20 protein-coding genes are annotated in these 22,127 nt (G+C 49.3%); 9 read left to right on the top strand and 11 right to left on the bottom strand.

Annotated elements, in window-relative coordinates:
- Positions 1-140: 140 nt before the first annotated feature.
- Together R2X38_RS16770 and R2X38_RS16765 are read right to left on the bottom strand one after the other, a co-directional pair.
- Entirely contained in the window at positions 141-689 is a 549-nt protein-coding gene (locus R2X38_RS16770; protein ID WP_317523468.1) for a regulatory protein ToxS, read from the bottom strand.
- A complete protein-coding gene (locus R2X38_RS16765) occupies positions 680-1,546 on the bottom strand; it encodes a transcriptional regulator (RefSeq protein WP_317523467.1) in 867 nt (288 codons plus the stop codon). Before R2X38_RS16765 ends, R2X38_RS16770 begins: the two co-directional genes overlap by 10 nt.
- Before the next feature lie 234 nt (positions 1,547-1,780).
- Between R2X38_RS16765 and htpG the strand changes: the two genes are divergently transcribed.
- From htpG to R2X38_RS16740, 5 genes are all read left to right on the top strand, one after another.
- Positions 1,781-3,679, top strand: a complete 1,899-nt coding sequence (htpG, locus tag R2X38_RS16760; protein ID WP_317523466.1) for a molecular chaperone HtpG — start codon at positions 1,781-1,783, stop codon at positions 3,677-3,679.
- 183 nt (positions 3,680-3,862) lie between these two features.
- Entirely contained in the window at positions 3,863-4,507 is a 645-nt protein-coding gene (adk, locus tag R2X38_RS16755; RefSeq protein WP_107298486.1) for an adenylate kinase, read from the top strand.
- A 166-nt stretch (positions 4,508-4,673) separates the two neighbouring features.
- Positions 4,674-5,669: a ferrochelatase gene (gene hemH / locus R2X38_RS16750; RefSeq protein ID WP_317523465.1), complete on the top strand. Its 996-nt coding sequence runs from the start codon at positions 4,674-4,676 to the stop codon at positions 5,667-5,669.
- Between the two features lie 161 nt (positions 5,670-5,830).
- A complete protein-coding gene (locus R2X38_RS16745) occupies positions 5,831-7,135 on the top strand; it encodes an inosine/guanosine kinase (protein ID WP_317523464.1) in 1,305 nt (434 codons plus the stop codon).
- A gap of 97 nt (positions 7,136-7,232) precedes the next feature.
- Positions 7,233-7,769 (top strand): outer membrane beta-barrel protein, encoded by a 537-nt coding sequence (locus tag R2X38_RS16740; protein WP_317523463.1) that lies wholly within the window; start codon positions 7,233-7,235, stop codon positions 7,767-7,769.
- An 85-nt stretch (positions 7,770-7,854) separates the two neighbouring features.
- On the opposite strand, the gene asnB is transcribed toward R2X38_RS16740, so the two are convergent.
- The 5 genes from asnB to nagB form a co-directional block, all read right to left on the bottom strand.
- Positions 7,855-9,519 (bottom strand): asparagine synthase B, encoded by a 1,665-nt coding sequence (gene asnB / locus R2X38_RS16735; protein ID WP_317523462.1) that lies wholly within the window; start codon positions 9,517-9,519, stop codon positions 7,855-7,857.
- 261 nt (positions 9,520-9,780) lie between these two features.
- Positions 9,781-11,367: a cation:proton antiporter family protein gene (locus R2X38_RS16730; RefSeq protein WP_317523461.1), complete on the bottom strand. Its 1,587-nt coding sequence runs from the start codon at positions 11,365-11,367 to the stop codon at positions 9,781-9,783.
- A gap of 220 nt (positions 11,368-11,587) precedes the next feature.
- Positions 11,588-12,802 (bottom strand): ROK family protein, encoded by a 1,215-nt coding sequence (locus R2X38_RS16725; protein ID WP_317523460.1) that lies wholly within the window; start codon positions 12,800-12,802, stop codon positions 11,588-11,590.
- Between the two features lie 2 nt (positions 12,803-12,804).
- Positions 12,805-13,941 carry an N-acetylglucosamine-6-phosphate deacetylase gene (gene nagA, locus R2X38_RS16720; RefSeq protein ID WP_317523459.1) on the bottom strand — a complete coding sequence of 379 codons (1,137 nt, stop codon included), beginning with the start codon at positions 13,939-13,941 and terminating at the stop codon, positions 12,805-12,807.
- Between the two features lie 14 nt (positions 13,942-13,955).
- Positions 13,956-14,756: a glucosamine-6-phosphate deaminase gene (gene nagB / locus R2X38_RS16715; protein ID WP_317523458.1), complete on the bottom strand. Its 801-nt coding sequence runs from the start codon at positions 14,754-14,756 to the stop codon at positions 13,956-13,958.
- Positions 14,757-15,012: 256 nt separating this feature from the next.
- Here nagB and nagE point away from each other — a divergent pair, with 256 nt between their 5' ends.
- Together nagE and glnS are read left to right on the top strand one after the other, a co-directional pair.
- Entirely contained in the window at positions 15,013-16,503 is a 1,491-nt protein-coding gene (gene nagE / locus R2X38_RS16710) for an N-acetylglucosamine-specific PTS transporter subunit IIBC (protein WP_317523457.1), read from the top strand.
- Positions 16,504-16,681: 178 nt separating this feature from the next.
- Positions 16,682-18,346 (top strand): glutamine--tRNA ligase, encoded by a 1,665-nt coding sequence (glnS, locus tag R2X38_RS16705; RefSeq protein ID WP_317523456.1) that lies wholly within the window; start codon positions 16,682-16,684, stop codon positions 18,344-18,346.
- 140 nt (positions 18,347-18,486) lie between these two features.
- Here glnS and fur read toward each other — a convergent pair whose 3' ends face one another.
- On the bottom strand, positions 18,487-18,933 hold the full coding sequence (gene fur, locus R2X38_RS16700; RefSeq protein ID WP_107298496.1) for a ferric iron uptake transcriptional regulator: 447 nt from the start codon (positions 18,931-18,933) through the stop codon (positions 18,487-18,489).
- Between the two features lie 208 nt (positions 18,934-19,141).
- On the opposite strand from fur, the gene R2X38_RS16695 reads away from it, so the two are divergent.
- Positions 19,142-19,660: a DUF4442 domain-containing protein gene (locus R2X38_RS16695; RefSeq protein WP_317523455.1), complete on the top strand. Its 519-nt coding sequence runs from the start codon at positions 19,142-19,144 to the stop codon at positions 19,658-19,660.
- Between the two features lie 61 nt (positions 19,661-19,721).
- Here the strand turns inward: R2X38_RS16695 and fldA are convergent, their stop codons facing one another.
- The 3 genes from fldA to R2X38_RS16680 all read right to left on the bottom strand — a co-directional run bounded on the left by fldA (position 19,722) and on the right by R2X38_RS16680 (position 21,469).
- A complete protein-coding gene (fldA, locus tag R2X38_RS16690) occupies positions 19,722-20,249 on the bottom strand; it encodes a flavodoxin FldA (RefSeq protein ID WP_107298498.1) in 528 nt (175 codons plus the stop codon).
- A gap of 153 nt (positions 20,250-20,402) precedes the next feature.
- Complete coding sequence (locus tag R2X38_RS16685; RefSeq protein ID WP_107298499.1) at positions 20,403-20,624, bottom strand: DUF2788 domain-containing protein; 222 nt, start codon at positions 20,622-20,624, stop codon at positions 20,403-20,405.
- Positions 20,625-20,701: 77 nt separating this feature from the next.
- A complete protein-coding gene (locus R2X38_RS16680) occupies positions 20,702-21,469 on the bottom strand; it encodes an alpha/beta fold hydrolase (protein WP_317523453.1) in 768 nt (255 codons plus the stop codon).
- A gap of 102 nt (positions 21,470-21,571) precedes the next feature.
- On the opposite strand from R2X38_RS16680, the gene seqA reads away from it, so the two are divergent.
- Positions 21,572-22,123 carry a replication initiation negative regulator SeqA gene (gene seqA / locus R2X38_RS16675; RefSeq protein ID WP_317523475.1) on the top strand — a complete coding sequence of 184 codons (552 nt, stop codon included), beginning with the start codon at positions 21,572-21,574 and terminating at the stop codon, positions 22,121-22,123.
- Positions 22,124-22,127 lie beyond the last annotated feature (4 nt).

Below are 22,127 nucleotides of genomic sequence, written 5' to 3'. Positions count from 1 at the left end.
ACAGCACCACAGCACCACAGCACCACAGCACCACAGCACCACAGCACCACAGCACCACAGCACCACAGCACCGCTTTCCCAAAAAAACAAAACCGCCCATCTCTGAGCGGTTTGAAAAATTTCTAGCTGCGAATGTTAGCTTACAGCGAGTAGAGGATATGCGAGCCGTAAGACAAGCTAGTTAGTAGAATAGTTTTCTCGTCGATGATATCCATGCGGCGGCTCTGCTGGGCATCCATACGGTAGATCTGGTTGATGATCTTAAGGTGCTCAGGCTTGAAGTCCTCATTGGTACCAGAGGTGATATCTTTAAACTCTTTCGGTTCAGTGAGCAGGTACTTACCGCTGACATCCCAGTTGCCAGACTCCGAAATATGAATCGTTAGCGGCTGCTCATTGGCGCTGAATAATCGCATCAAGGTGATACGCGAATACGTCTTGTTCGGTAGGTAAACAACATGGCTAGTCTGCTCAACACGACGCAGCATGCCAAGTTGCTCCAGCTCTGTTTCCTCAACGCGGCTGACGGTTTTTGATTGCCACTCACGGGAGATCAGCAACTGCTCTTGCTTGTAGTCGCTGGAAAAGTATAGCCAAGCACTGAACACGGCCGACAGGCCAAGCACGATAAACGCCCAGTATTTAGCAATGAAATGCTTGATTGACTGCGTGTGGGTATTTACTGACATATCGCGATATTGTCCTTGTGGCTAGTCAACAAACGAAGGGTGACATTCTTGGCTGGGTTGTCGTGCGAGTGGACGTAGTTGACCCAAAGCTGGGCGTTTTGACCACCGGATACGATGATTTCCATTGGGCGCTTCTTATCGGAGTGATAATCAAGATAACTTTCAACACACTGGGTGATCATGCTTTCCCATTGACCAAGAGATGGGTGGTTGGTTGGGGTCAATACCGGTACATCATCGACGACGGTGAACTGATCGAAAGCTGCCGATTTTGGAGGCATGCTCAAATTAACAATCACAGGGAGTAACAGCGCAATCAGTACCAGTACCCCGGAAATGGCCGCCATTGGTAGCGGGCGTTTTGGGGGCTGAGAATGGGGGACGGCAGTATAAGTTTTAGTTGGTGCTGCTTGCTGGCTGTGCTCGAACAGCTCGCGCTCTACCTCTGATGGTTCATCTAATTTCTCTGCAAGCGTTTCTGCTTGCTCAGCACTGGCCGTTGAGGCAATTTCTGATAAAGATTCTACCATCGCGATCATCTGGTAACCGCGTTTTGGTACGGTTTTGATGAACTCGGGCGATTTGGTGGAATCTTTGAGTGCTTTACGCAGGGTGGAGATAGCCTGGGTCAGGCTCGAATCATCGACCTCGAACCCTTGCTCGCGCCAAACATAATCATGCAAGCGGGTGCGGGTAATGATCGCGCCTGGATCTTCAATGAGTAGGCTTAACGCTCGACTTTCGTTGCTACCTAGTCGGGTAAGCTCATCATTTTCGTGTTGGTCAATTAAGCTGTTGTCGTATGGGTCAAACAAAAAGCGTTGACCAATTAGGAATTTACTTTCTAATTTATTCATTTTTAGCACCAAGGGTACACTATGTGCGCATATAATACGCAACAACCCTGAATCTTTTCTGAATATAAAAATTATAAAAAATGGCTCTGAAAAAACATCAAAAACATAAAGCGTGTATTTTAGGTTGAAATCGCTACGTTTGACCACATGTATAAAGGGAAATGTAAAGGGTAGCTGCGAGAAGCGGCTGTTTTAGATCCCCGAATGTTTATTGATACAAGTTTCGGAGTTGAAATGAGCGAACAAACTATCCACAACAATAAGGAAACCCGTGGTTTTCAGTCTGAGGTGAAGCAACTGCTGCAGCTGATGATCCATTCTTTGTACTCCAACAAAGAGATCTTCTTGCGCGAGTTGATTTCTAATGCGTCCGATGCCGCCGACAAGTTGCGCTTTCGTGCATTGTCTCAGCCAGACTTGTATGAAAATGATGCCGAGTTAGGCGTGAAGCTGTCTTTCAACGAGCAGGCTGGTACGCTGACCATCAGCGACAACGGTATTGGTATGACCCGTGATGATGTGATTGAGCATCTGGGTACCATTGCCAAGTCAGGCACTAAAGACTTCTTTGCCAAGCTAAGCGAAGATGAATCTAAAGATTCACAACTGATCGGCCAATTTGGTGTTGGTTTCTACTCGGCCTTTATCGTGGCGGACTCTGTGACTGTAAATACCCGTGCGGCGGGTGTTGCGGCTGATCAAGCCGTTTCATGGCAGTCAGGCGGTGAAGGCGACTACACGGTAGAAGATATCGAGAAAGAAAGCCGTGGTACTGACATCGTTCTTCACCTGCGTGAAGAAGAGAAAGAGTTCCTGAGCGAGCACCGCCTGCGTGACATTATCGGGAAATACTCTGACCATATTGGTATCCCAGTTCACATCCAGACTGTGGAGCGTGACGAGGAAGGCAAAGAGACCGGCCGTAAGTGGGAGCAGATCAACAAGGCGCAAGCGCTCTGGACCCGCAACAAGTCAGATATTTCAGAAGAAGAATACAAAGAATTCTATAAGCATGTCTCCCATGACTTTGCTGAGCCGCTGACTTGGAGCCACAACCGTGTTGAAGGTAAGCAGGACTACACCAGTTTGCTTTACATCCCGTCAAAGGCGCCGTGGGATCTGTACAACCGTGACAGCAAGCATGGTCTGAAACTATATGTTCAGCGCGTCTTTATTATGGACGATGCCGAGCAGTTCATGCCGTCTTACCTGCGCTTTATGCGTGGCCTGATTGATTCTAACGATCTGCCTCTGAACGTATCGCGTGAAATCCTGCAGGATAATAAAGTCACCCAGTCGCTACGCAAAGCCTGCACCAAGCGTGCACTTACAATGATGGATCGCTTGGCAAACAACGATGCTGAGAAATACCAGACATTGTGGAACGAGTTCGGCCAGGTACTGAAAGAAGGCCCGGTTGAAGACTTTGCTAACCGCGAGAAAATCGCCAAGTTGCTGCGCTTCAGCTCGACTCATGCCGAGACGGTTGAACAGACCGTATCGCTAACCGATTACATCGAGCGCATGAAAGAAGGCCAGGATAAGATCTACTTCCTGACCGCCGATAGCTTCAGCGCGGCGAAGAACAGCCCGCACCTCGAGCAATTCCGTGCCAAGGGGCTAGAAGTGCTACTAATGCACGACCGCATCGACGAGTGGTTGATGGGCCACCTGCCAGAGTTTGATGGTAAGCAATTTCAGGCGATCACCAAGGCGGATCTTGACCTTTCTGCGTTTGAGCAGGAAGAAGAGAAAGAAAAGCGCAAGGAAACGGAAGAAGCCTTCCAGTCTGTGGTTGAGCGCACTAAAACTTACCTTGGTGAGCGTGTGAAAGATGTACGTACCACGTTCAAGCTCAAGGACACCCCTGCGGTTGTGGTGACCGACGAGAATGAAATGGGCACTCAGATGGCGAAGCTGCTGGCTGCGGCTGGACATGATGCACCTGAAGTACAGTACATTTTCGAGCTGAACCCTGAGCACCCGTTGGTGAGCAAGATGGCTGATGAAGCGGACGAAGAAACCTTTGGCCGTTGGGTAGAAATGCTGCTGGGCCAAGCGATGCTGGCCGAGAAGGGAAGCATGGATGATCCGTCTCAGTTCCTTGCCGCCGTTAACAAGTTGTTGGCATAACGGCTAATGGTATTGAACCGGAGCAGGGTAGGACTAAGGTCTAATCGCCTGCTACCGGTGTCAAATTGTATTCTGATACAGCATGTAATCGCTGCCCAGTCGGGGACTGGGCTTGCGACTGCGGCGTAATCAGTGTATTTTTCACTTCTTTGAAAACTCCATTCAAATCTAAAGGGGAACAAGATGCGCATCATTCTTCTGGGCGCTCCAGGTGCAGGTAAAGGTACTCAGGCACAATTCATCATGGAGAAATTTGGTATTCCACAAATCTCTACTGGTGACATGCTACGTGCAGCAATCAAGGCAGGTACTGAGCTAGGTAAACAAGCGAAATCCGTCATTGATGCTGGCCAGCTTGTGTCAGACGACATCATCCTTGGTCTGGTTAAAGAGCGTATTGCTGAAGACGACTGTGCAAAAGGCTTCCTGCTTGACGGCTTCCCACGTACGATCCCTCAGGCTGACGGTCTGAAAGAAATCGGCGTAGACGTTGACTACGTGATCGAGTTCGACGTAGCTGACGATGTGATCGTTGAGCGTATGGCTGGCCGTCGTGCCCACCTAGCTTCTGGCCGTACTTACCACACAGTATACAACCCGCCTAAGGTTGAAGGTAAAGACGATGTGACTGGTGAAGATCTTGTTGTTCGTGATGACGACAAAGAAGAAACAGTACGTGCTCGCCTAGGCGTATACCACGAGCAGACTGCACCTTTGATTGCTTACTACAACAAAGAAGCAGACGCGGGCAACACTAAGTACCTGAAATTCGATGGTACTCAGCCTGTAGCTGCTGTAAGCGCAGAGCTGGAAAAAGCACTGGCTTAATTGCAAGCTGCTTGAAAGTTCAGAAACGGGTTGGCCTTTGGCCAGCCCGTTTTTTTATGGGGCAGAAAAATGATCCAAATAATGCCACACAAGGTATAACCGACTGAAAAGAAAACTGATACAGTAATATCCATTGACCAAAACCGCCGTAAGCGTGAAGGATAATATGAGCGAGCAAAGTACAAATAACAATAATCAAACCCGCCCATACGGGGTGCTGCTGGTTAACCTGGGTACGCCTGATGAAGCCACGCCGGCAGGGGTGAAGCGTTTCTTGTCTGAATTCCTCCATGATCACCGGGTGGTCGATATGAACCGCTGGTTGTGGTGCCCGATTCTGCACGGTGTCATTTTGCCAGTCCGCTCGCCGAAGGTCGCCAAGTTGTATCAATCGGTGTGGATGGATGAGGGGTCACCATTGATGGTGTATTCGAAGCGCCAGCAGCAGGCCTTGTCTGATAAGCTCGGTGTGCCGGTTGAGTTGGGGATGACCTACGGTAGCCCGAGTATGCTTGACGGCCTTGATGCACTGAAACAGCAAGGCTGCGAGCGTGTATTGGTATTACCTTTGTACCCGCAGTATTCACGTACCACGACAGCTGCAGTCTTCGACAAGGTGGCAAAAGTGCTCAAGGCAAGGGCTGATATTCCCGAGCTGCGCTTTGTGAACCATTATTACGACCATCCGGGCTATATTTCCGCGCTGGCTGAATCGGTGAATGACTTTTGGCAAAAGAACGGTAAAGCCGATTATTTGCTGTGTTCGTTTCATGGTATCCCGAAACGATATGCTGACAATGGCGATCCGTACCCTGACCACTGCAACGGCACTACAGCTTTGCTGGCTGAACAACTTGATATGCCGCGTGAGAAAATGAGCATGAGCTATCAGTCGATTTTCGGTCGGGAGGAATGGCTCAAACCTTACACTGAAGGCACTATTCGTGAGTTGGCCCAGAAAGGGGTTAGGCGTCTGGATGTCATTTGCCCTGCATTTTCGGTAGATTGCCTCGAGACCTTGGAAGAAATTGCCGAAGGCTGTAAAGAGGTTTTCCTTGAATCGGGAGGCGAGAGTTTCAACCTGATCCCCTGTTTGAACGATAACCCTGCCCATATCGATTTGATGGCTTCGCTGGTGCAGCAGCATAGCCAAGGGTGGTAGGTTGCGCCTTTGGCGGTAGGGTGGCGACAATGATGAACACCCTGTATGGGAATATTGCCTAATTGATGATGGGGCTCTCGCATTCTGTGAGAGCTTTTTCTTTTTTGTTCTATATTCTGTGATAGAATTCGCAAAAATTTCTCAACAGACAGCTCATTGACATGAAATTTCCAGGCCAACGCAAATCTAAGCACTACTTCCCGGTCCATGCTCGTGATCCTCTTCTTAGTCAAGCTAAGCAAGACAAGCGGCTAACACGTACGCATATTGTCGGTATTGACCAGACACTGGTTGATATTGAAGCATGTGTCGAAGATGAATTCCTGGAACGCTATGAGCTAAGTAAAGGCCACTCGCTGGTTATCTCCGATGAGAAAGCGGAAGCCCTTTACCGCGAGCTAAAAGACAAAGAGCTGATCAGCCACGAGTTCGCTGGTGGTACTATCGGTAACACTCTTCATAACTACTCGGTGCTGGCTGATGATAAGTCTGTACTACTGGGTGTGATGAGTAAAGATATCGAAATCGGCAGCTACGCCTACCGTTATCTGTGCAACACCTCAAGCCGCATGGACATGAACCACCTGCAACCGGTAAATGGTCCGATTGGCCGTTGCTTTGCTTTGATCTCCAAAGAAGGTGAGCGTACCTTCGCGATCAACGAAGGCCGTATGAACCAGCTTGAGCCAAGCAGTATCCCTGAAGATGTATTCAAGCGTGCTTCTGCCCTGGTACTGACAGCTTACTTGGTACGTTGTAAAGATGGCGATCCGATGCCTGAAGCAACCATGAAGGCGATCGAGTACGCGAAAAAGCATGATGTACCTGTGGTACTGACATTGGGCACCAAGTTTGTGATCGAAGACGATCCGCAGTGGTGGCGTGACTTCCTGCGTGATCACGTCACCGTGGTTGCGATGAACGAAGACGAAGCAGAAGCGCTGACCGGCGAGTCTGATCCATTGATCGCTTCTGAGAAAACCCTTGAGTGGGTTGATTTGGTACTGTGCACAGCTGGTCCTGTCGGCCTTTACACTGCAGGCTACACCGAAGAAGAAGCCAAGCGTGAAACCAGCCTGCCGCTTCTACCGGGTGAAATTCCTGAGTTCAACCGCTACGAGTTCAGCCGCCCGATGCTGAAAGCGGAGTGTCAGAACCCGATTAAGGTGTACTCGCACATTGCCCCATACATGGGTGGCCCTGAGCGGATCAAGAACACCAACGGTGCTGGTGATGGCGCACTGTCTGCACTACTGCACGACATGTCTGCTAACCGCTATCACAAAGAGAATGTGCCGAAATCGAGCAAGCACCAGTTTGACTTCCTGACTTACTCGTCGTTCTCCCAGATTTGCTTGTACTCGAACCGTGTGAGCTACGAAGTGCTGGCCCAGCACTCGCCACGTTTGTCTCGCGGCCTGCCGGAGCGTGAGGACAGCTTGGAAGAAGCTTACTGGGAACGATAATTTCTTTTCCTCAGAATAAAAAGGTCAACATTGGTTGGCCTTTTTTGTTTTTTTAGACCTATGATTATTTGACCTACACCACAAGGAGAGAATAATCATGAAAAAACATGCAGTGGCAATGGCAGTGATCGCCGTATTGGGCGCACCCTCAGCGTTTGCGGCTGTGACCCTGGAGCAGGGCACGCAGGAATTTGCCTTACAGGGTAGCCTGGATCTTGATTATGTCGATGATTACCTATTCGTGCTCAATACGTCCTATGGCTATTTTATCCGCAACAATTGGGAAATTGGCGGGGTGCTGGATGTCAGCATGAGCGATAGTACCCAGCAGTTCCAATTGGGTGCTTTTACCGAGTACAACTTCACCAACACCACCAACTGGGTGCCTTACCTCGGGGCTGCTGCCCAAGTGGCTAACCTTTCCGGTGATGATGGCGACTTTGATTTTGATTTTGAAGATGTCACCGCGCTTAACATCAAGCTTGCCGGTGGTGTGAAGTATTTCATCAACCCGCATGTCGCGATAAGTGCCGAGGTCAACTACAACATCGCCACAGATGATATCAGTGTAACTAAAGACGGTGTTGAAGACAGTTTTACCCGCTTCATCTTCGGTACCCGTTTCTACTTCTAGCCCTTCAGTGCATGAAAACAAAACGAGAGCCAGGCGGCTCTCGTTTTTTTACCATGTGTAGCATCACTCGTATGCTTGCAAGGTATTAATAAGCTTCGTTATGCACGGCGGCTACCGCACGGCCTGATGGATCGGCACTGTTCTTGAAACTCTCGTCCCACTCAATCGCTTTGGCACTTGAACACGCGATAGACGGGCCGCCCGGTACACATTTCGCCGCGTCTTCCAACGGGAACAGCTCTTCGAAAATTTCGCGGTAGGCGTAGGCTTCCTTGGTGGTTGGCGTGTTGTATGGGAAGCGGAACTTCGCCGTTTCAAGTTGCTGATCTGACACTTTTGCCTCAGCCACTTCTTTCAAAGTATCAATCCAGCTGTAGCCAACACCGTCTGAGAACTGCTCTTTCTGGCGCCATGCTACCGATTCTGGCAGGTAATGACCGAAGCATTCGCGGACAATGTGTTTCTCCATCTTGCCGTTGCCACACATCTTGTCTTCAGGGTTCAGGCGCATAGCCACTTCCAGAAACTCTTTGTCGAGGAATGGCACACGTGCTTCGATACCCCAGGCCGCCATCGACTTGTTGGCACGGGCACAGTCAAACATGTTCAGAGCCAGCAGCTTACGAACGGTCTCCTCGTGGAATTCCTTGGCGTTCGGCGCCTTGTGGAAATACAGGTAGCCACCGAACACTTCATCGGCACCTTCACCGGACAGCACCATCTTGATACCCATGGCACGGATTTTACGCGCCATCAGGTACATAGGTGTCGATGCACGGATAGTTGTCACATCATAGGTCTCGATGTGGTAAATCACATCGCGGATCGCATCCAGGCCTTCCTGAATCGAGTATGTCAGCTCGTGGTGAACGGTACCGATGCTGTCAGCAACCTCTTTGGCCGCTTTGAGATCCGGCGCCCCCTCCAGGCCGATGGCGAAGGAGTGCAGGGTTGGCCACCATGCATCAGACTCTTCGTTGTCTTCGATACGGCGAGCGGCAAATTTTTTGGTGATAGCGGAAATCACTGATGAGTCTAGGCCTCCGGACAGCAATACCCCGTAAGGGACGTCCGTCATCAGCTGGCGTTTGACCGCACTTTCCAGCGCATCGGTCAGGGCGACTTTGTCGGTCTTGGCGTCGGCAACGGCTTCGAACTCCATCCAGTCGCGCTTGTAGTAGCGGGTTGGTTCGCCTGCCTTGCTCCATAGGAAGTGGCCAGGAGGGAATTCACTGATTGTTTTACATACCGGCACCAATGACTTCATTTCAGAAGCAACGTAGTAGTTACCGTGCTCATCGTAGCCATGGTAGAGCGGGATGATACCGATATGATCGCGGCCAATCAGGTAAGCATCTTCTTGCTCATCATAGAGAATGAAACCGAAAATACCGTTTAGGTAATCAAGTAGCTCAGGGCCTTTCTCTTTGTAAAGTGCAAGAATAATTTCACAGTCAGACTCGGTCTGGAAAGGGTAATCAGGTGCAAACTCCGCACGCAGCTCTTTGTGGTTGTAGATCTCACCGTTGACAGCAAGGGCATGTGTTTTGTCAGCGTTGTACAGAGGCTGTTCACCGCTGTTCAGGTCGACGATAGCCAGACGCTCGTGAACCAGAATGGCTTTCTCTGACGAATAAATACCAGACCAGTCAGGGCCGCGGTGGCGCATTTTTTTAGACATTTCCAAAGCGGTGTGACGTAATGCTGCTGCATCACTCTTGATGTCTAGGATCCCAAATACTGAACACATACTTCCTACCCCAAAATTAACTAATGTTGCTATCCATGAAAAATGTCGGAACCAGCGAGGCTGTCCCTTGTTAATTGTTAAAATTGCGTATTCGATAATAAATTGCAACCATCAATTTCAAATCAATAAACAAAAAGAGCTTTGTCTGAATAATATTTAATAAAAATGGAAATAAGCGAATAAAAGTTAAAGGTGGGCGATATTTTGCGCATAAAAACAAACGGCAGCCGAAGCTGCCGTTTGATCTAGGAGTGTAGAAAATTAGCTGGACTTAATTTGTGGCGTCAAATGTTCGCACACATGACGGGCGAAACCACTACCGGCCTCATGGTAGATATTGAAGGCGGCATCGACTCCCAGAGCCTTCAATTCTTCCTCTTCATCACCGTATTTAGCAATGGCAGCGATTTGGCCCTGGTAATTGCGCTCGCGGATCTGCTCGAGGGCGAAGCTATTGGCCTGGCTGTGTGGCATTGCCAAAAGGATCAGCTTGATGTTTTGTTTGGAAATGACCCGGGCCCAGAAATCCGAGTCGGTAGCATCGCCGTGGATAACGTGGCGGCCTTGCTCTTTGTGCAGCTCGACAGAGTCTTCCCGGGCTTCGACACCAATGACATTGTTGCCATAGGTCTCTACCAGCTCGTCGTAGGCCCCGCTGCCGATGCGGCCCATACCAAGGATCAGGACTTGCTTCTCGCCCAAATCAATCAAGCGATCGCTGGCATTGAGTTTCTCTGGCTCGAATTCTTTGAGCCACTTGGAAGCATCCTTGTATAGCTTATGGCCAAGGCTGTTGAGTGGTGCCGCCACTAGGAAGGAGAGGGATACTGCAATCGCAATAGCCACTAGGAAACTGCCCGGTAGCATGCCCATCTTATAGGCCAGACCACCGACAATCAGGCCGAATTCGCTGTAGTTGAACAGGGTCAGGGTACCAAGCAGGGAAGTACGTACCCTGTAGCGGAACAAGTTAAAGATGACGTAGTACAAAATTCCCTTGAGCGGCAGCATTACCATCAGCAGTAGCGCCATTAGCAAGCCGTCGAGTGTCGGTTGCTCTGCCAAGCCGATATTGAGGAAGAAGCAAACTAGCAATAGCTCTTTGAAATTGAATAGCGACTTGGACATTTCCGATGACTTGGGGTGGGCTGCAAGCATCATCCCCATGATCAGAGCTCCGAGATCTCCCTTCATTCCCACCAACTCAAACAGGCCGGCTCCGGCGACCAGTGCAAGGAAAACGCCGTAGAGCACCAGCATCTCACCGTGTCCGGCACGGTCGAGGATTTTAAACAGGGACGGGCGTAGCAAGGGTAGTGCGAACAGGGCGAGTGCGGTAATTTCAGGGATCTTACCGGTTGAGACGGTCAGGAAGATCACCGCAAAAATATCCTGCATAACCAGGATACCGATAGCAAGGGTACCGTAGGTGGCATTGAGCTCGCCTTTTTCCTGTAGGGCCTTGATGGCAAATACCGTACTGGAGAACGATAGGGCAAAAGCCAGAAGCGCAAGCTGTACCACATCGAGATCGGCCATCATGCCTATGCCGAGCTGTTTTAATATCAGCAGGGCAAGGGTAAATATCCCGGTTGTTAGCAAGTTATGCAGGGTCGCTCCGCCCCAAATCTCCTTGGCGAGAAGGGTTTTGACATCAAGTTTGAGGCCGATGGTAAACAGCAACAGGGTGACACCGAGATCCGCCAGCGTCGATAAGACCGGCGTCGATTCATAACCTGCGGTATTGAGGGCGAAACCTGCAACCAGAAAGCCCACCAGAGGTGGCAGCTTGCACCGCAGTGCGATAAAGCCAGCCAGAAAGGCGGCGATGATGTAGATAAGTTCCATGCTAGGCTGACTTCCTTTATGGTGCTTTGCCAGGCCCGAATATGGATAAATTAGAAGTGAGGGCTGGCTGTTGGATCGGTACCTCTATCAATGAGGGTACTTTATGGATTGGCGAAATATAACATAAAGGGCAGTCACCTGTCTGGCGACTGCCCTTAATATTTTGTAACAGGATGAATAACTTAGAAAGCCAATCTCATCGCTCTTTACTTAGTTTGGCTTACTCTTCAAGCAAGCGCTGTAACAAGACACCGTTGAGCATTGCGCGCTTGATCATGGAGAAAGCACCGATGGTAGGCTGGGTGTAGAGCTGAGACTCAACAATCGGTAGGTCTTTGTTGAAAGTCGACAGCGACTGGGTTTCCACACAGCGGCGGATAGCCGGGAAAATCACATCTTTAGCGTGGGTAATGTTACCGGCCACAATGATCTTCTGCGGATTGAACAGGTTAATCGTCATCGCCAAGGCTTTGCCCAGCTGGTTGCCCACCTTGATCAAGGCTTGGCTGGCTAGCTCATCACCCTTGTTGGCTGCTTCACAGATGGCTGGCATGGTGAGATCTTCCAGCTCCTGCAGTGAGCTCGGGTAGCCTTGGTCCAGCAGCGCCTGAACATGGCGGATAATCGCCGGATCGGCTGCGACGGTTTCGAGACAACCGAAGTTGCCGCACTGACACTTGTCGCCCAACGGGTCGATCTGGATGTGACCGATCTCGCCGACATTACGGTTATAGCCCAGGAATACCTGGCCGTTGACGATGATCCCGGCACCGGTACCGTGGTGAACGCTGACAAGGATAGAGTCTTTGCAGTCTTTGCTCGAACCAAAGTAATGTTCGGCCAACGCCAAGCCGCGGATATCATTGCCAACAAAGCAGGCAACGCCATACTTTTCGGTAATAATTTCTGACAGTGGCAGGTTGTCGACATCGATATGAGGCATGTATTCAACCACACCGCTTTCCGGGTCAATAAGGCCCGGAAGGGTAATACCAAAGGCAACCAATTCACGCAGCACGTTCTGGTTGTCAGCAATGAATTTGCGGATATGCTCCAGCAAGCCATCGATGAGTTCTTGCTGGTTGGCGTAGTGGAAAGGATGCGCAGAGCCGACAATGTGTTTGCCGCTGAGATCATAAATAGTTTGCTCGATGTAGTTTCGCCCGAGGCGAATCGCAATCGAGTGGAAAGGCGCTGACTCTGTGGTCAGCGAAATTGCACGCCGGCCCCCGGTGGAAGCCTGCTGCGCGACCTCTTTGATCAGGCCGCGCTCCAGCAGTTGGCGGGTGATTTTAGTAACACTTGCAGGTGCAAGCTGACTGACATCAGCTACCTGAATTCGCGATATAGGGCCTTGCAAGTCGATGAGCCGGTAAACAGCTGCACTATTTAGCTGCTTTACCAGATCAACATTACCAATTTGTCCGCCTGTCATAGTTAATTCTGCTCGTATTCACCGTTAACAACAGTCGCCCGAACCTTGTAGTCACGATCAAAAATGGCCAGGTTTGCTACCATGCCTTTTTTGATGGCGCCCAATTTCTGATCTACGCCGATAGCGCGAGCAGGGTAGAGGGTTGCCATACGAATCGCTTCGTCCAGGGCGATACCTGCATGCTCGACACTGTTCTGAACCGCTTCGATCATCGTCAGTGCCGAACCACCAAGTGTGCCATTTTCATCAACACACTTACCATCCCGGTAATATACTTTCTTGCCGACAAAAATAAAGTGATCAATGTCTGCTCCTGCAGGTGCAGTTGCATCGGTGACCAAAACAAGTTTGTCGCCTTTCATGCGGTGGGCCATGCGAATATTGGCATAATCGACATGGAAACCATCGGCAATCACCCCGGTATACACTTCAGGCGTGTCGTAAATGGCCCCGACCATGCCCGGCTCGCGGCCTGCAATCGGTGTCATGGCATTGAACAGGTGGGTGGCGAAGGTAATGCCTGATGCAAAACCTTTGCGGGCTTCGACATAAGTGGCGTTGGTGTGGCCGGCCGATACCACGATACCGGCTTCGACCAGTTGCTCGATATGGCTATGGTCGTTTAGCTCCGGGGCCAGGGTCACTTTGGTTACCACATCGGCGTTGTCGCAGATGGTGCTGATCATGTCAGCGTCCGAGCGACGGATATGGTCAACGGAGTGGATACCTTTTTTCATCACATTCAGGTAAGGGCCTTCCAGGTGCAAGCCCAGTGAATGGTTCTGGTATTGGCTCTGGTACTCACGCTCTGCGGCAATGGCGGCTTTCATGTCTTCGTCAGAAGAGGTGATGAGCGTCGGCAGGAAGCTGGTGCAACCGGATTTTAGGTTGGCACGGTGCATGGTGTGGATAGTATCGGCATTGATTTCGTCATTGAGCATGACACCGCCACAGCCGTTTAATTGCAGGTCGATGAAGCCAGGGGTCAGGTTGGCACCATCAAGATCGCGGATTTCGATATCAGTCGGTAGTTCTGAAACAGGGCAGACAGCGTGAATGTTCACGCCGTCAATAATGACGGCGTGGTTATTCAGCACATCGCTACCGGTGTAAATGCGGCAGTTGGTTAGCGCGTACATGAATAACTCCTTAATTACAGGTGCTTGATGTTTTCTGCTTCTAGCTCTCGGAAGTACTTGACTGTCTTCACTTTGAGCTCTTGCGTAGATGGTTCATCGCACACAATCAGAGATTTAGGATGTAGCTGAAGGGCAGAAACCGTCCATAGGTGGTTGACAGAACCTTCAACCGCAGCCTGCAGGGCTAGCGCTTTGTTGTGGCCTGTTACCAGGATCATGATTTCCGCTGAATCTAGCAGCGTGCCGACACCGATCGTTAGCGCGTATTTTGGCACCTGGTTGATATCGCCATCGAAGAAACGGGAGTTCGCGATGCGGGTATCTTCTGTCAGGGTCTTGATGCGGGTACGAGAAGCAAGAGAGGATGCCGGCTCGTTGAATGCGATGTGGCCGTCGTTGCCCACGCCACCCATGAACAGGTTAATTTTGCCGTATGACTTGATTTTGTCTTCGTAGCGCTGGCACTCAGCCTCAACATCTTCGGCATTACCATTGAGCAGGTTGATATTTTCTTCTTGAATATCAACGTGATTGAAGAAGTTGTTGAACATGAAGCTGCGGTATGACTCTGGGTGGTCAGCCGGGATACCGATGTATTCGTCCATGTTGAAAGTAACAACATGCTTGAAACTTACTTCACCTGCTTGATAAAGCTCGATAAGTCGCTTGTAGGTTGCCAGCGGGGTGCCACCTGTTGGTAGGCCCAGTACAAAAGGACGTTCCGCTGTTGGCTCAAATTTGTTAATACGATCAGCAATATAGCGAGCCGACCACAAACCTACATCTTTAGCTTCATTCAGTGGGATTAGTCTCACAGTGACACCTCATTCCAAAATAAAATTACAGTTAAATCATAGCGTGATATCGCATTTGTTTTGCATAATAAAATAAGTTTTATGATCGAGCTAGCAAAATCGCCTGTCAATTGCCCTTACTGGTGACTTAGGTCACAAATGATGACGTTTTAATTTGCGGGGCGAAATAAAATTCTTAAACTGCAAGTAACTTAATCGGGTAACTAAAATAAGTTATCCAACATCGAATCTAAGAAAACCATAGGGGGAACTAAGGGTGAACATTCTTGGATATTTTCAAAAAGTAGGTAAAGCGCTGATGGTGCCAGTCGCCACGCTGCCTGCAGCTGCAATTCTAATGGGTATCGGTTACTGGATTGATCCAAACGGCTGGGGTGCCAACAGTGCACTTGCTGCCTTCTTGATCAAGGCTGGTTCGGCAATCATCGATAACATGTCAGTACTGTTTGCAGTGGGTGTTGCATACGGTATGTCCAAAGACAAGGATGGTGCAGCGGCACTATCTGGTTTCGTTGGTTTCCTTGTTGTTACGACGCTACTTGCTCCGGGCACAGTCGCTCAGATTCAGGGGATTGACGCAAGTGCCGTGCCTGCGGCCTTCGGTAAGATCAACAACCAGTTTGTTGGTATCTTGGTGGGTATCGTTGCGGCTGAAATTTACAACCGTTTCTCAAGTGTCGAGTTGCATAAAGCACTGGCGTTCTTCTCAGGTAAGCGCCTTGTACCTATCCTGATGTCTATTGCCGGAATTCTGATTGCTTTTGTACTGATGTACATCTGGCCTGCAGTATACGGTGGTCTGGTATCGTTCGGTGAAGGCATCCAGGGCCTTGGCGAAGTTGGTGCCGGTATCTATGCCTTCTTCAACCGTCTACTTATTCCTGTAGGCCTACACCACGCACTGAACTCGGTATTCTGGTTCGACGTAGCGGGTATCAACGACCTTCCTAACTTCCTTGGTGGTCAGGCATCAATCGACGCTGGTGTTGCAACTCCAGGAGTAACGGGTATCTACATGGGTGGTTTCTTCCCAATCATGATGTTCGGTCTACCAGGTGCTGCTCTTGCGATGTACCACACAGCCAAAGCGAAGAACAAAGAGAAAGTTGCTTCTATCATGATTGCAGCAGGTTTCGCATCATTCTTCACCGGTGTGACTGAGCCGCTAGAATTCGCCTTCATGTTCCTAGCTCCAGGCCTGTACGTTCTGCACGCACTACTGACAGGTATCTCAGTATACATTGCTGCATCAATGCAGTGGATTTCTGGCTTCGGTTTCTCTGCAGGTCTGGTGGATATGGTTCTTCAGAGCCGTAACCCGCTGGCGACTAATTGGTACATGCTGGTTGTACAGGGCCTAGTATTCTTCGGCCTGTACTACGCAATCTTCCGTACCGTTATCGTCAAGTTCAACCTGAAGACGCCAGGTCGTGAAGACGAAGAAGATGAAGTGGCAGAAGGCGCAGGTTCTCAGGAAACTGGTGAGCTAGCTAAGCAATACATCAAAGCTCTAGGTGGCGTATCTAACCTGGAAAACATCGATGCATGTATCACTCGTCTACGCCTGACGCTAAAAGACAGCAGCCTTGCTGACGAGAAGACACTGAAAGCACTGGGTGCGATGGGTGTGGTTAAGCTGGGTTCGAACAACCTACAGGTTATCCTAGGCCCACTGGCTGAAATCGTAGCGGGCGAGATGAAAAAAGTCTCTCCAAACGAAGACCTATCAGCGGTAAAACTGCCTTAATTATTGCATTCTAAGTCAGCGATACCGGCCAGGTCGGCCAAATATATCCAAGACCCCGCACTATTGCGGGGTTTTTTTATTCATATCGACAAACAATGTACACTATTTGTTGAGTCGGCCCCTATATTTATGGATCATAGGGGACTTAAAAATCCTGTAAGCACACGAGGTGTAATTGATGAGTGAATCTGAAGCTCGTCCAACTAACTTTATCCGCCAGATCATTGATGCGGATTTAGCAAGTGGCAAACATACAAGCGTACATACCCGATTCCCGCCGGAGCCAAATGGTTACCTGCATATCGGCCATGCGAAATCTATTTGTTTGAACTTCGGTATTGCTCAGGACTATCAGGGCCAATGTAATCTTCGTTTCGATGATACTAACCCTGAGAAAGAAGACATCGAATACGTTGAGTCTATTAAGAACGATGTTAACTGGTTGGGCTTTGAGTGGAGCGGTGAGATTTGTTACTCATCGAACTACTTCGATAAGCTGTACGGGTTTGCTATTGAATTGATTAATAAAGGCTTAGCGTACGTTGATGAGCTAAGTCCAGAGCAAATGCGCGAATACCGCGGCACCCTTACCGAGGCCGGTAAGCACAGCCCATACCGTGATCGCAGCGTAGAAGAAAACCTTGAGCTGTTCGAAAAAATGAAGAACGGCGAGGTGGAAGAAGGCAAGATGTGTCTTCGTGCCAAAATCGATATGGCTTCACCGTTTATGGTGATGCGTGATCCGGTGATCTACCGCGTACGCTTTGCAACTCACCACCAGACTGGCGACAAGTGGTGCATCTACCCGATGTATGACTTCACCCACTGTATTTCTGATGCGCTGGAAGGCATTACGCACTCTATCTGTACCTTGGAGTTTATGGACAACCGCCGTCTGTACGACTGGGTGCTGGATAACATCACTATTGATTGCCAGCCGCGTCAGTACGAGTTCAGCCGTCTGAACTTGGAATACACGGTAATGTCCAAGCGTAAGCTTAACCAGCTAGTGACCGAGAACTTGGTTAACGGTTGGGATGACCCACGTATGCCGACTATCTCTGGCCTGCGCCGCCGTGGTTTCACACCTGCATCAATCCGTGAGTTCTGTAAGCGTATCGGTGTCACCAAGCAAGATAACACCATCGAGATGAGCTCGCTGGAGTCTTGTATCCGTGACGACCTGAACGAGAACGCCCCACGTGCGATGGCTGTTCTGGATCCAGTTAAAGTGGTGATCGAGAACTTCGAAGGCGATGCTGAAATGCTTGACGTGGCTAACCACCCGAACAAGCCTGAGATGGGCAGCCGTTCAGTACCTTTCACCCGTGAACTGTACATCGAGCGTGAAGACTTCCGCGAAGAAGCGAACAAGAAGTACAAGCGTCTGGTGCTAGGCAAAGAAGTTCGCCTACGTGGTGCCTACGTGATCAAGGCTGAGCGTATCGAGAAAGACGAAGAGGGTAACATCACGACTATCTTCTGTACTTACGATAACGAGACGCTAGGTAAGAACCCAGCTGATGGCCGTAAGGTGAAAGGTGTAATTCATTGGGTTTCTGCTGAGCAGGGTATTCCAGCTGAAATTCGTCTATATGATCGCCTATTTACGGTACCAAACCCTGGTGCAGCTGATGATTTCGTTTCTGTGATCAACCCTGAGTCACTGACCGTGATGAACGGCGTTGTTGAGCCTTCATTGGTTGAAGCAGAAGCAGAGAAAGCGTTCCAGTTCGAGCGTATGGGCTACTTCTGTGCTGATAGCAAAGACTCTTCTAAAGAGAAGTTGGTCTTCAACCGCACCGTTGGTTTGCGCGATACTTGGGCGAAAATTGGCGACTAATCGCTGAGCTTCCCCCTAGTCTGATATGAAAAAACCAGCCGAAAGGCTGGTTTTTTTATGGGTATACAACAACAAATGCTAAGCTGGATGAGTGGCCAAGTGTTGAGCTCCCGGCCTTATTGTTTTTTACTTGAGCTTAATTATTTTTTGTCGTGCAGTGTGCTGTCTTCCTGGCAGTTGCCTTCGGCACAGTGACCATATAGGTATAGGCTGTGGTTGGTAAGACGAACATTGAAGCTAGCAGCGATTTCTTTTTGGCGTTCTTCGATGATCTCGTCAGAGAATTCGATAACTTTGCCGCAGTCCAAGCAAACTAGGTGGTCATGGTGATGCTGTGTCGCCAGCTCGAATACAGATTTTCCGCCTTCGAAGTGGTGACGTGTAACGATGCCGGCATCATCAAATTGGTTCAATACGCGGTATACCGTCGCCAAGCCAATTTCTTCACCGATATCGATTAGTTTCTTGTACAAGTCTTCAGCACTGATATGCTGGCAATCCGGTTGTTGTAGCACTTCCAGAATCTTTAGGCGTGGAAGGGTTACTTTCAGGCCAGCTTGTTTTAGTGCGTGATTGTTATCTGACATTGGAGTTTCCTATTGGCTACCCGTACCCTCATGGTACGGTAGTCTTTCTCTTCTTTTCTCATTATAAGTGACCTCAAGGTAACAATAAACCTTAAAACGGGTCAATCTTACTGATATCTAACTTTTCTTTTTGTTATCCAAATGTTGTTAAAATGTACGATTGCGCGTTAGAATGAACTCATCGTACCAGCTATAAGGGAATACCGCCGTGTATCGCTTTTATCGCCCGGCAATCGTCAAGTTTGCCCTGAATCTCTGGCCTCCTTTCTGGGGAGCAGGAATACGTATTGTTCGCATTTCTGAGGATTTTCGCGAAGTACAAATCAAGTTAAAGTTAAGATGGTGGAATAAAAATGCTAATCGTACTCAATACGGAGGTAGCATTTTTTCGCTGACCGATCCTGTCTATGCATTGATGTTAATTGGGATCCTGGGCAAGGAGTATTATGTCTGGGATAAACAGGCCGAAATCCACTTCATTAAGCCTGGCAATACGGATTTATACGCCGACTTTTTGATCAGCGAAGATCTTCTGAGTCAAATCCTCAAGGCAACGGCAAATGGGGACAAATTCTTTCCAGAATTTGTGGTCCAGGTAAAAAACACCCGGGGGGATGTGGTATCAGAAGTAAAGCGGGTGCTGTATGTTCGCAAAAAACCACAGTACCGTGAGGTGCAAGACCCAGATGGCGAAGAAGCACTTGATGAGGGGCATGCGTTATCCTAATCCTAGATACGCCAGAAAATAAAAACCGGGCTGGGCCCGGCTTTTTGAATCAATGACTTAATTAGTCAGCTAGCTCAGCCAGACACATTTCATCGTAAATCTGGTTAACCCAGCTCTGAACACGTTGTTCAGTCAATTCTGGTTGGCGGTCTTCGTCAACACATAGGCCGACAAAGTGGTTGTCATCAACTAGGGCTTTAGAAGCTTCGAACTCAAAACCTTCAGTAGAGAAGTGGCCTACGATAGTTGCGCCACGGCCTTCCACGATTTCACGTACCGTGCCCATCGCATCACAGAAGTACTCAGCGTAGTCTTCCTGATCGCCACAGCCAAAGATCGCTACAAGTTTGGTTGAGAAATCAATTTGCTCTAGCTCTGGGAAGAAGTCATCCCAGTCACACTGTGCTTCACCGTAGTACCAAGTAGGGATACCTAGCAACAGTAGGTCAAAGTTGTCGATATCTTCTTTGCTGCACTTTGCGATATCTTTGACTTCAACTAGCTTTTTGCCCAGTTGTTTCTGGATCATTTTAGCGACCGCTTCTGTGTTACCAGTGTCGCTACCAAAGAAGAGTCCTACACTTGCCATAGTAGAATTTACCCGTAATTAATGTTGACCGTTAGCTTACTTGCCAACGATAGAAATAGCCTTGTCAGGAGTATACCCTGACGGTCAGTGGTTGCGGTATCTAAAGTCAGCGCGTTGCTGCTTTTGGCAACCAATGAAAGTATTCGTTCAGTTTTAGCCGATGCCAGCGCCTTCCCAGCTGATTTGGATAAGGCCTTTGGTAATAAATCCGGCACATCCAAGGAAAAGGACCAGCCAGACGATTTTTCGGCCAAAAGGCGGAACATTGCCTTGTTTTAGCACATCTTTAATGGCCATGCCGATAAAGAAAAATATCGCGGCAAAGAGCAAATCCAGCCCAATAGATTCAAGCAAATCCATGTGCTCATACAACATTTGTGTCTCCTTTCCACATTATCGTCATTTTTGAGCCAGACGCGCACTATATCATAGACAAGGCCCGCCTGTTAACGCTAAGCAGCTTGCAAGAAGTTCAAAATGATGCGATTGACCGTTTCCGGTTTTTCGGCATGCAACCAATGGCCGGTATTGGCGACTAAATGCGCTTTGGCGTTGGGAAACTGGGTGCCGATAGCCGTGCGGTGCTCCGGCAGGATATATTCCGAATTTTGACCCTTGATGAACAGGGTCTTGCCGGTAAACGGGGTGATGTCCTGCCAGCCCATGATGGTGGCATAGTTGGCAATCAAGCCTTCGACATTGAAGCGCCAGTCGAATAGGCCGTTTTCTTGCTTGGCGAAGGATTTCAGCAGGAACTGGCGAACGCCAGGTTCGACCACGTGTTTGGCCAACAGAGGCTCGGCTTCACTGCGTTTGCTGACGGGGTGGCGTGAGACTTCGCGCAGGCCGTTGAACACGTTTTCATGGCGGTGGACATGGTAGTGCACCGGGGCCATATCCAACACTAACAGATGGTTGATTCGGGAAGCTGCGATCTCGGTTGCTGCCATTGCCACCTTGCCGCCCATAGAATGACCAATCAGCGAGAAGCGCTCGATGTCGAGCTGGTCGATAACGTTGAGGACATCCAGTGCCATTTCGCGGTAGGTAAATTGATCGCTGTGTGGTGAGCGGCCATGGTTGCGTAGATCAACACTGATCACTTTATATTTATCTTTCAATGATCTGGCCATAAGGCCGAGGTTGTCGGCACTGCCGAATAGGCCGTGGATCAAGACGATCGCATCGCCCTGGCCATCGACTTGGTAATGAAGATTCACTGACTATTTTCTCTTGTAGTTAACGCTTTACCGTAGAGTATAACCTCGGATCACGTTATAATCCCTCGGTGATTTTTAAACGGAACGATAATGAACACTACGATGAAGACTATTGAGGTAGACGAAGAGCTATATCGTTATATCGCAAGCCAGACCCAGCACATTGGTGAAAGTGCTTCGGATATCCTGCGCCGCTTGCTGATGATGCCTGAACAATCTGTAGCGACCTTGCAGCATGAGGTGGTTATGCCGGTACGTCCGAAAGGCGTAGTGGTGAGCAAAGATGCGGGCAACGTGGTACCAAATACTGATCGCGTTAAAGAGATGCGTTCTTTGCTGATTTCTGACGAATTTGCCGTGCAGGAAAAAGCGATTGGCCGATTTATGCTGGTATTGACCTCGCTTTATCGTATTGATCCTCAAGGTTTCTCTGAAGCGGCTGCTATTAAAGGGCGTACCCGTATTTACTTCGCCGATACTGAAGAGAAACTGCTAGCTAGTGGTAAAACAACCAAGCCTAAGCAAATTCCGAATACACCTTTCTGGGTGATCACGAATACGAATACTGATCGTAAACGTCAGATGGTTGAACAACTGATGGTCAAGATGAGCTTCGGTGGCGATATCATTGAAAAAGTTTGCGGTGAAATTTAACCGG

Origin of the sequence: Photobacterium rosenbergii, assembly GCF_033022775.1 — a bacterium.
GTDB classification, from domain to species: domain Bacteria; phylum Pseudomonadota; class Gammaproteobacteria; order Enterobacterales; family Vibrionaceae; genus Photobacterium; species Photobacterium rosenbergii_A.
The sequence above is the reverse complement of the archived record's forward strand: the minus strand, read 5'-3'. Positions and strand labels throughout refer to the sequence as shown.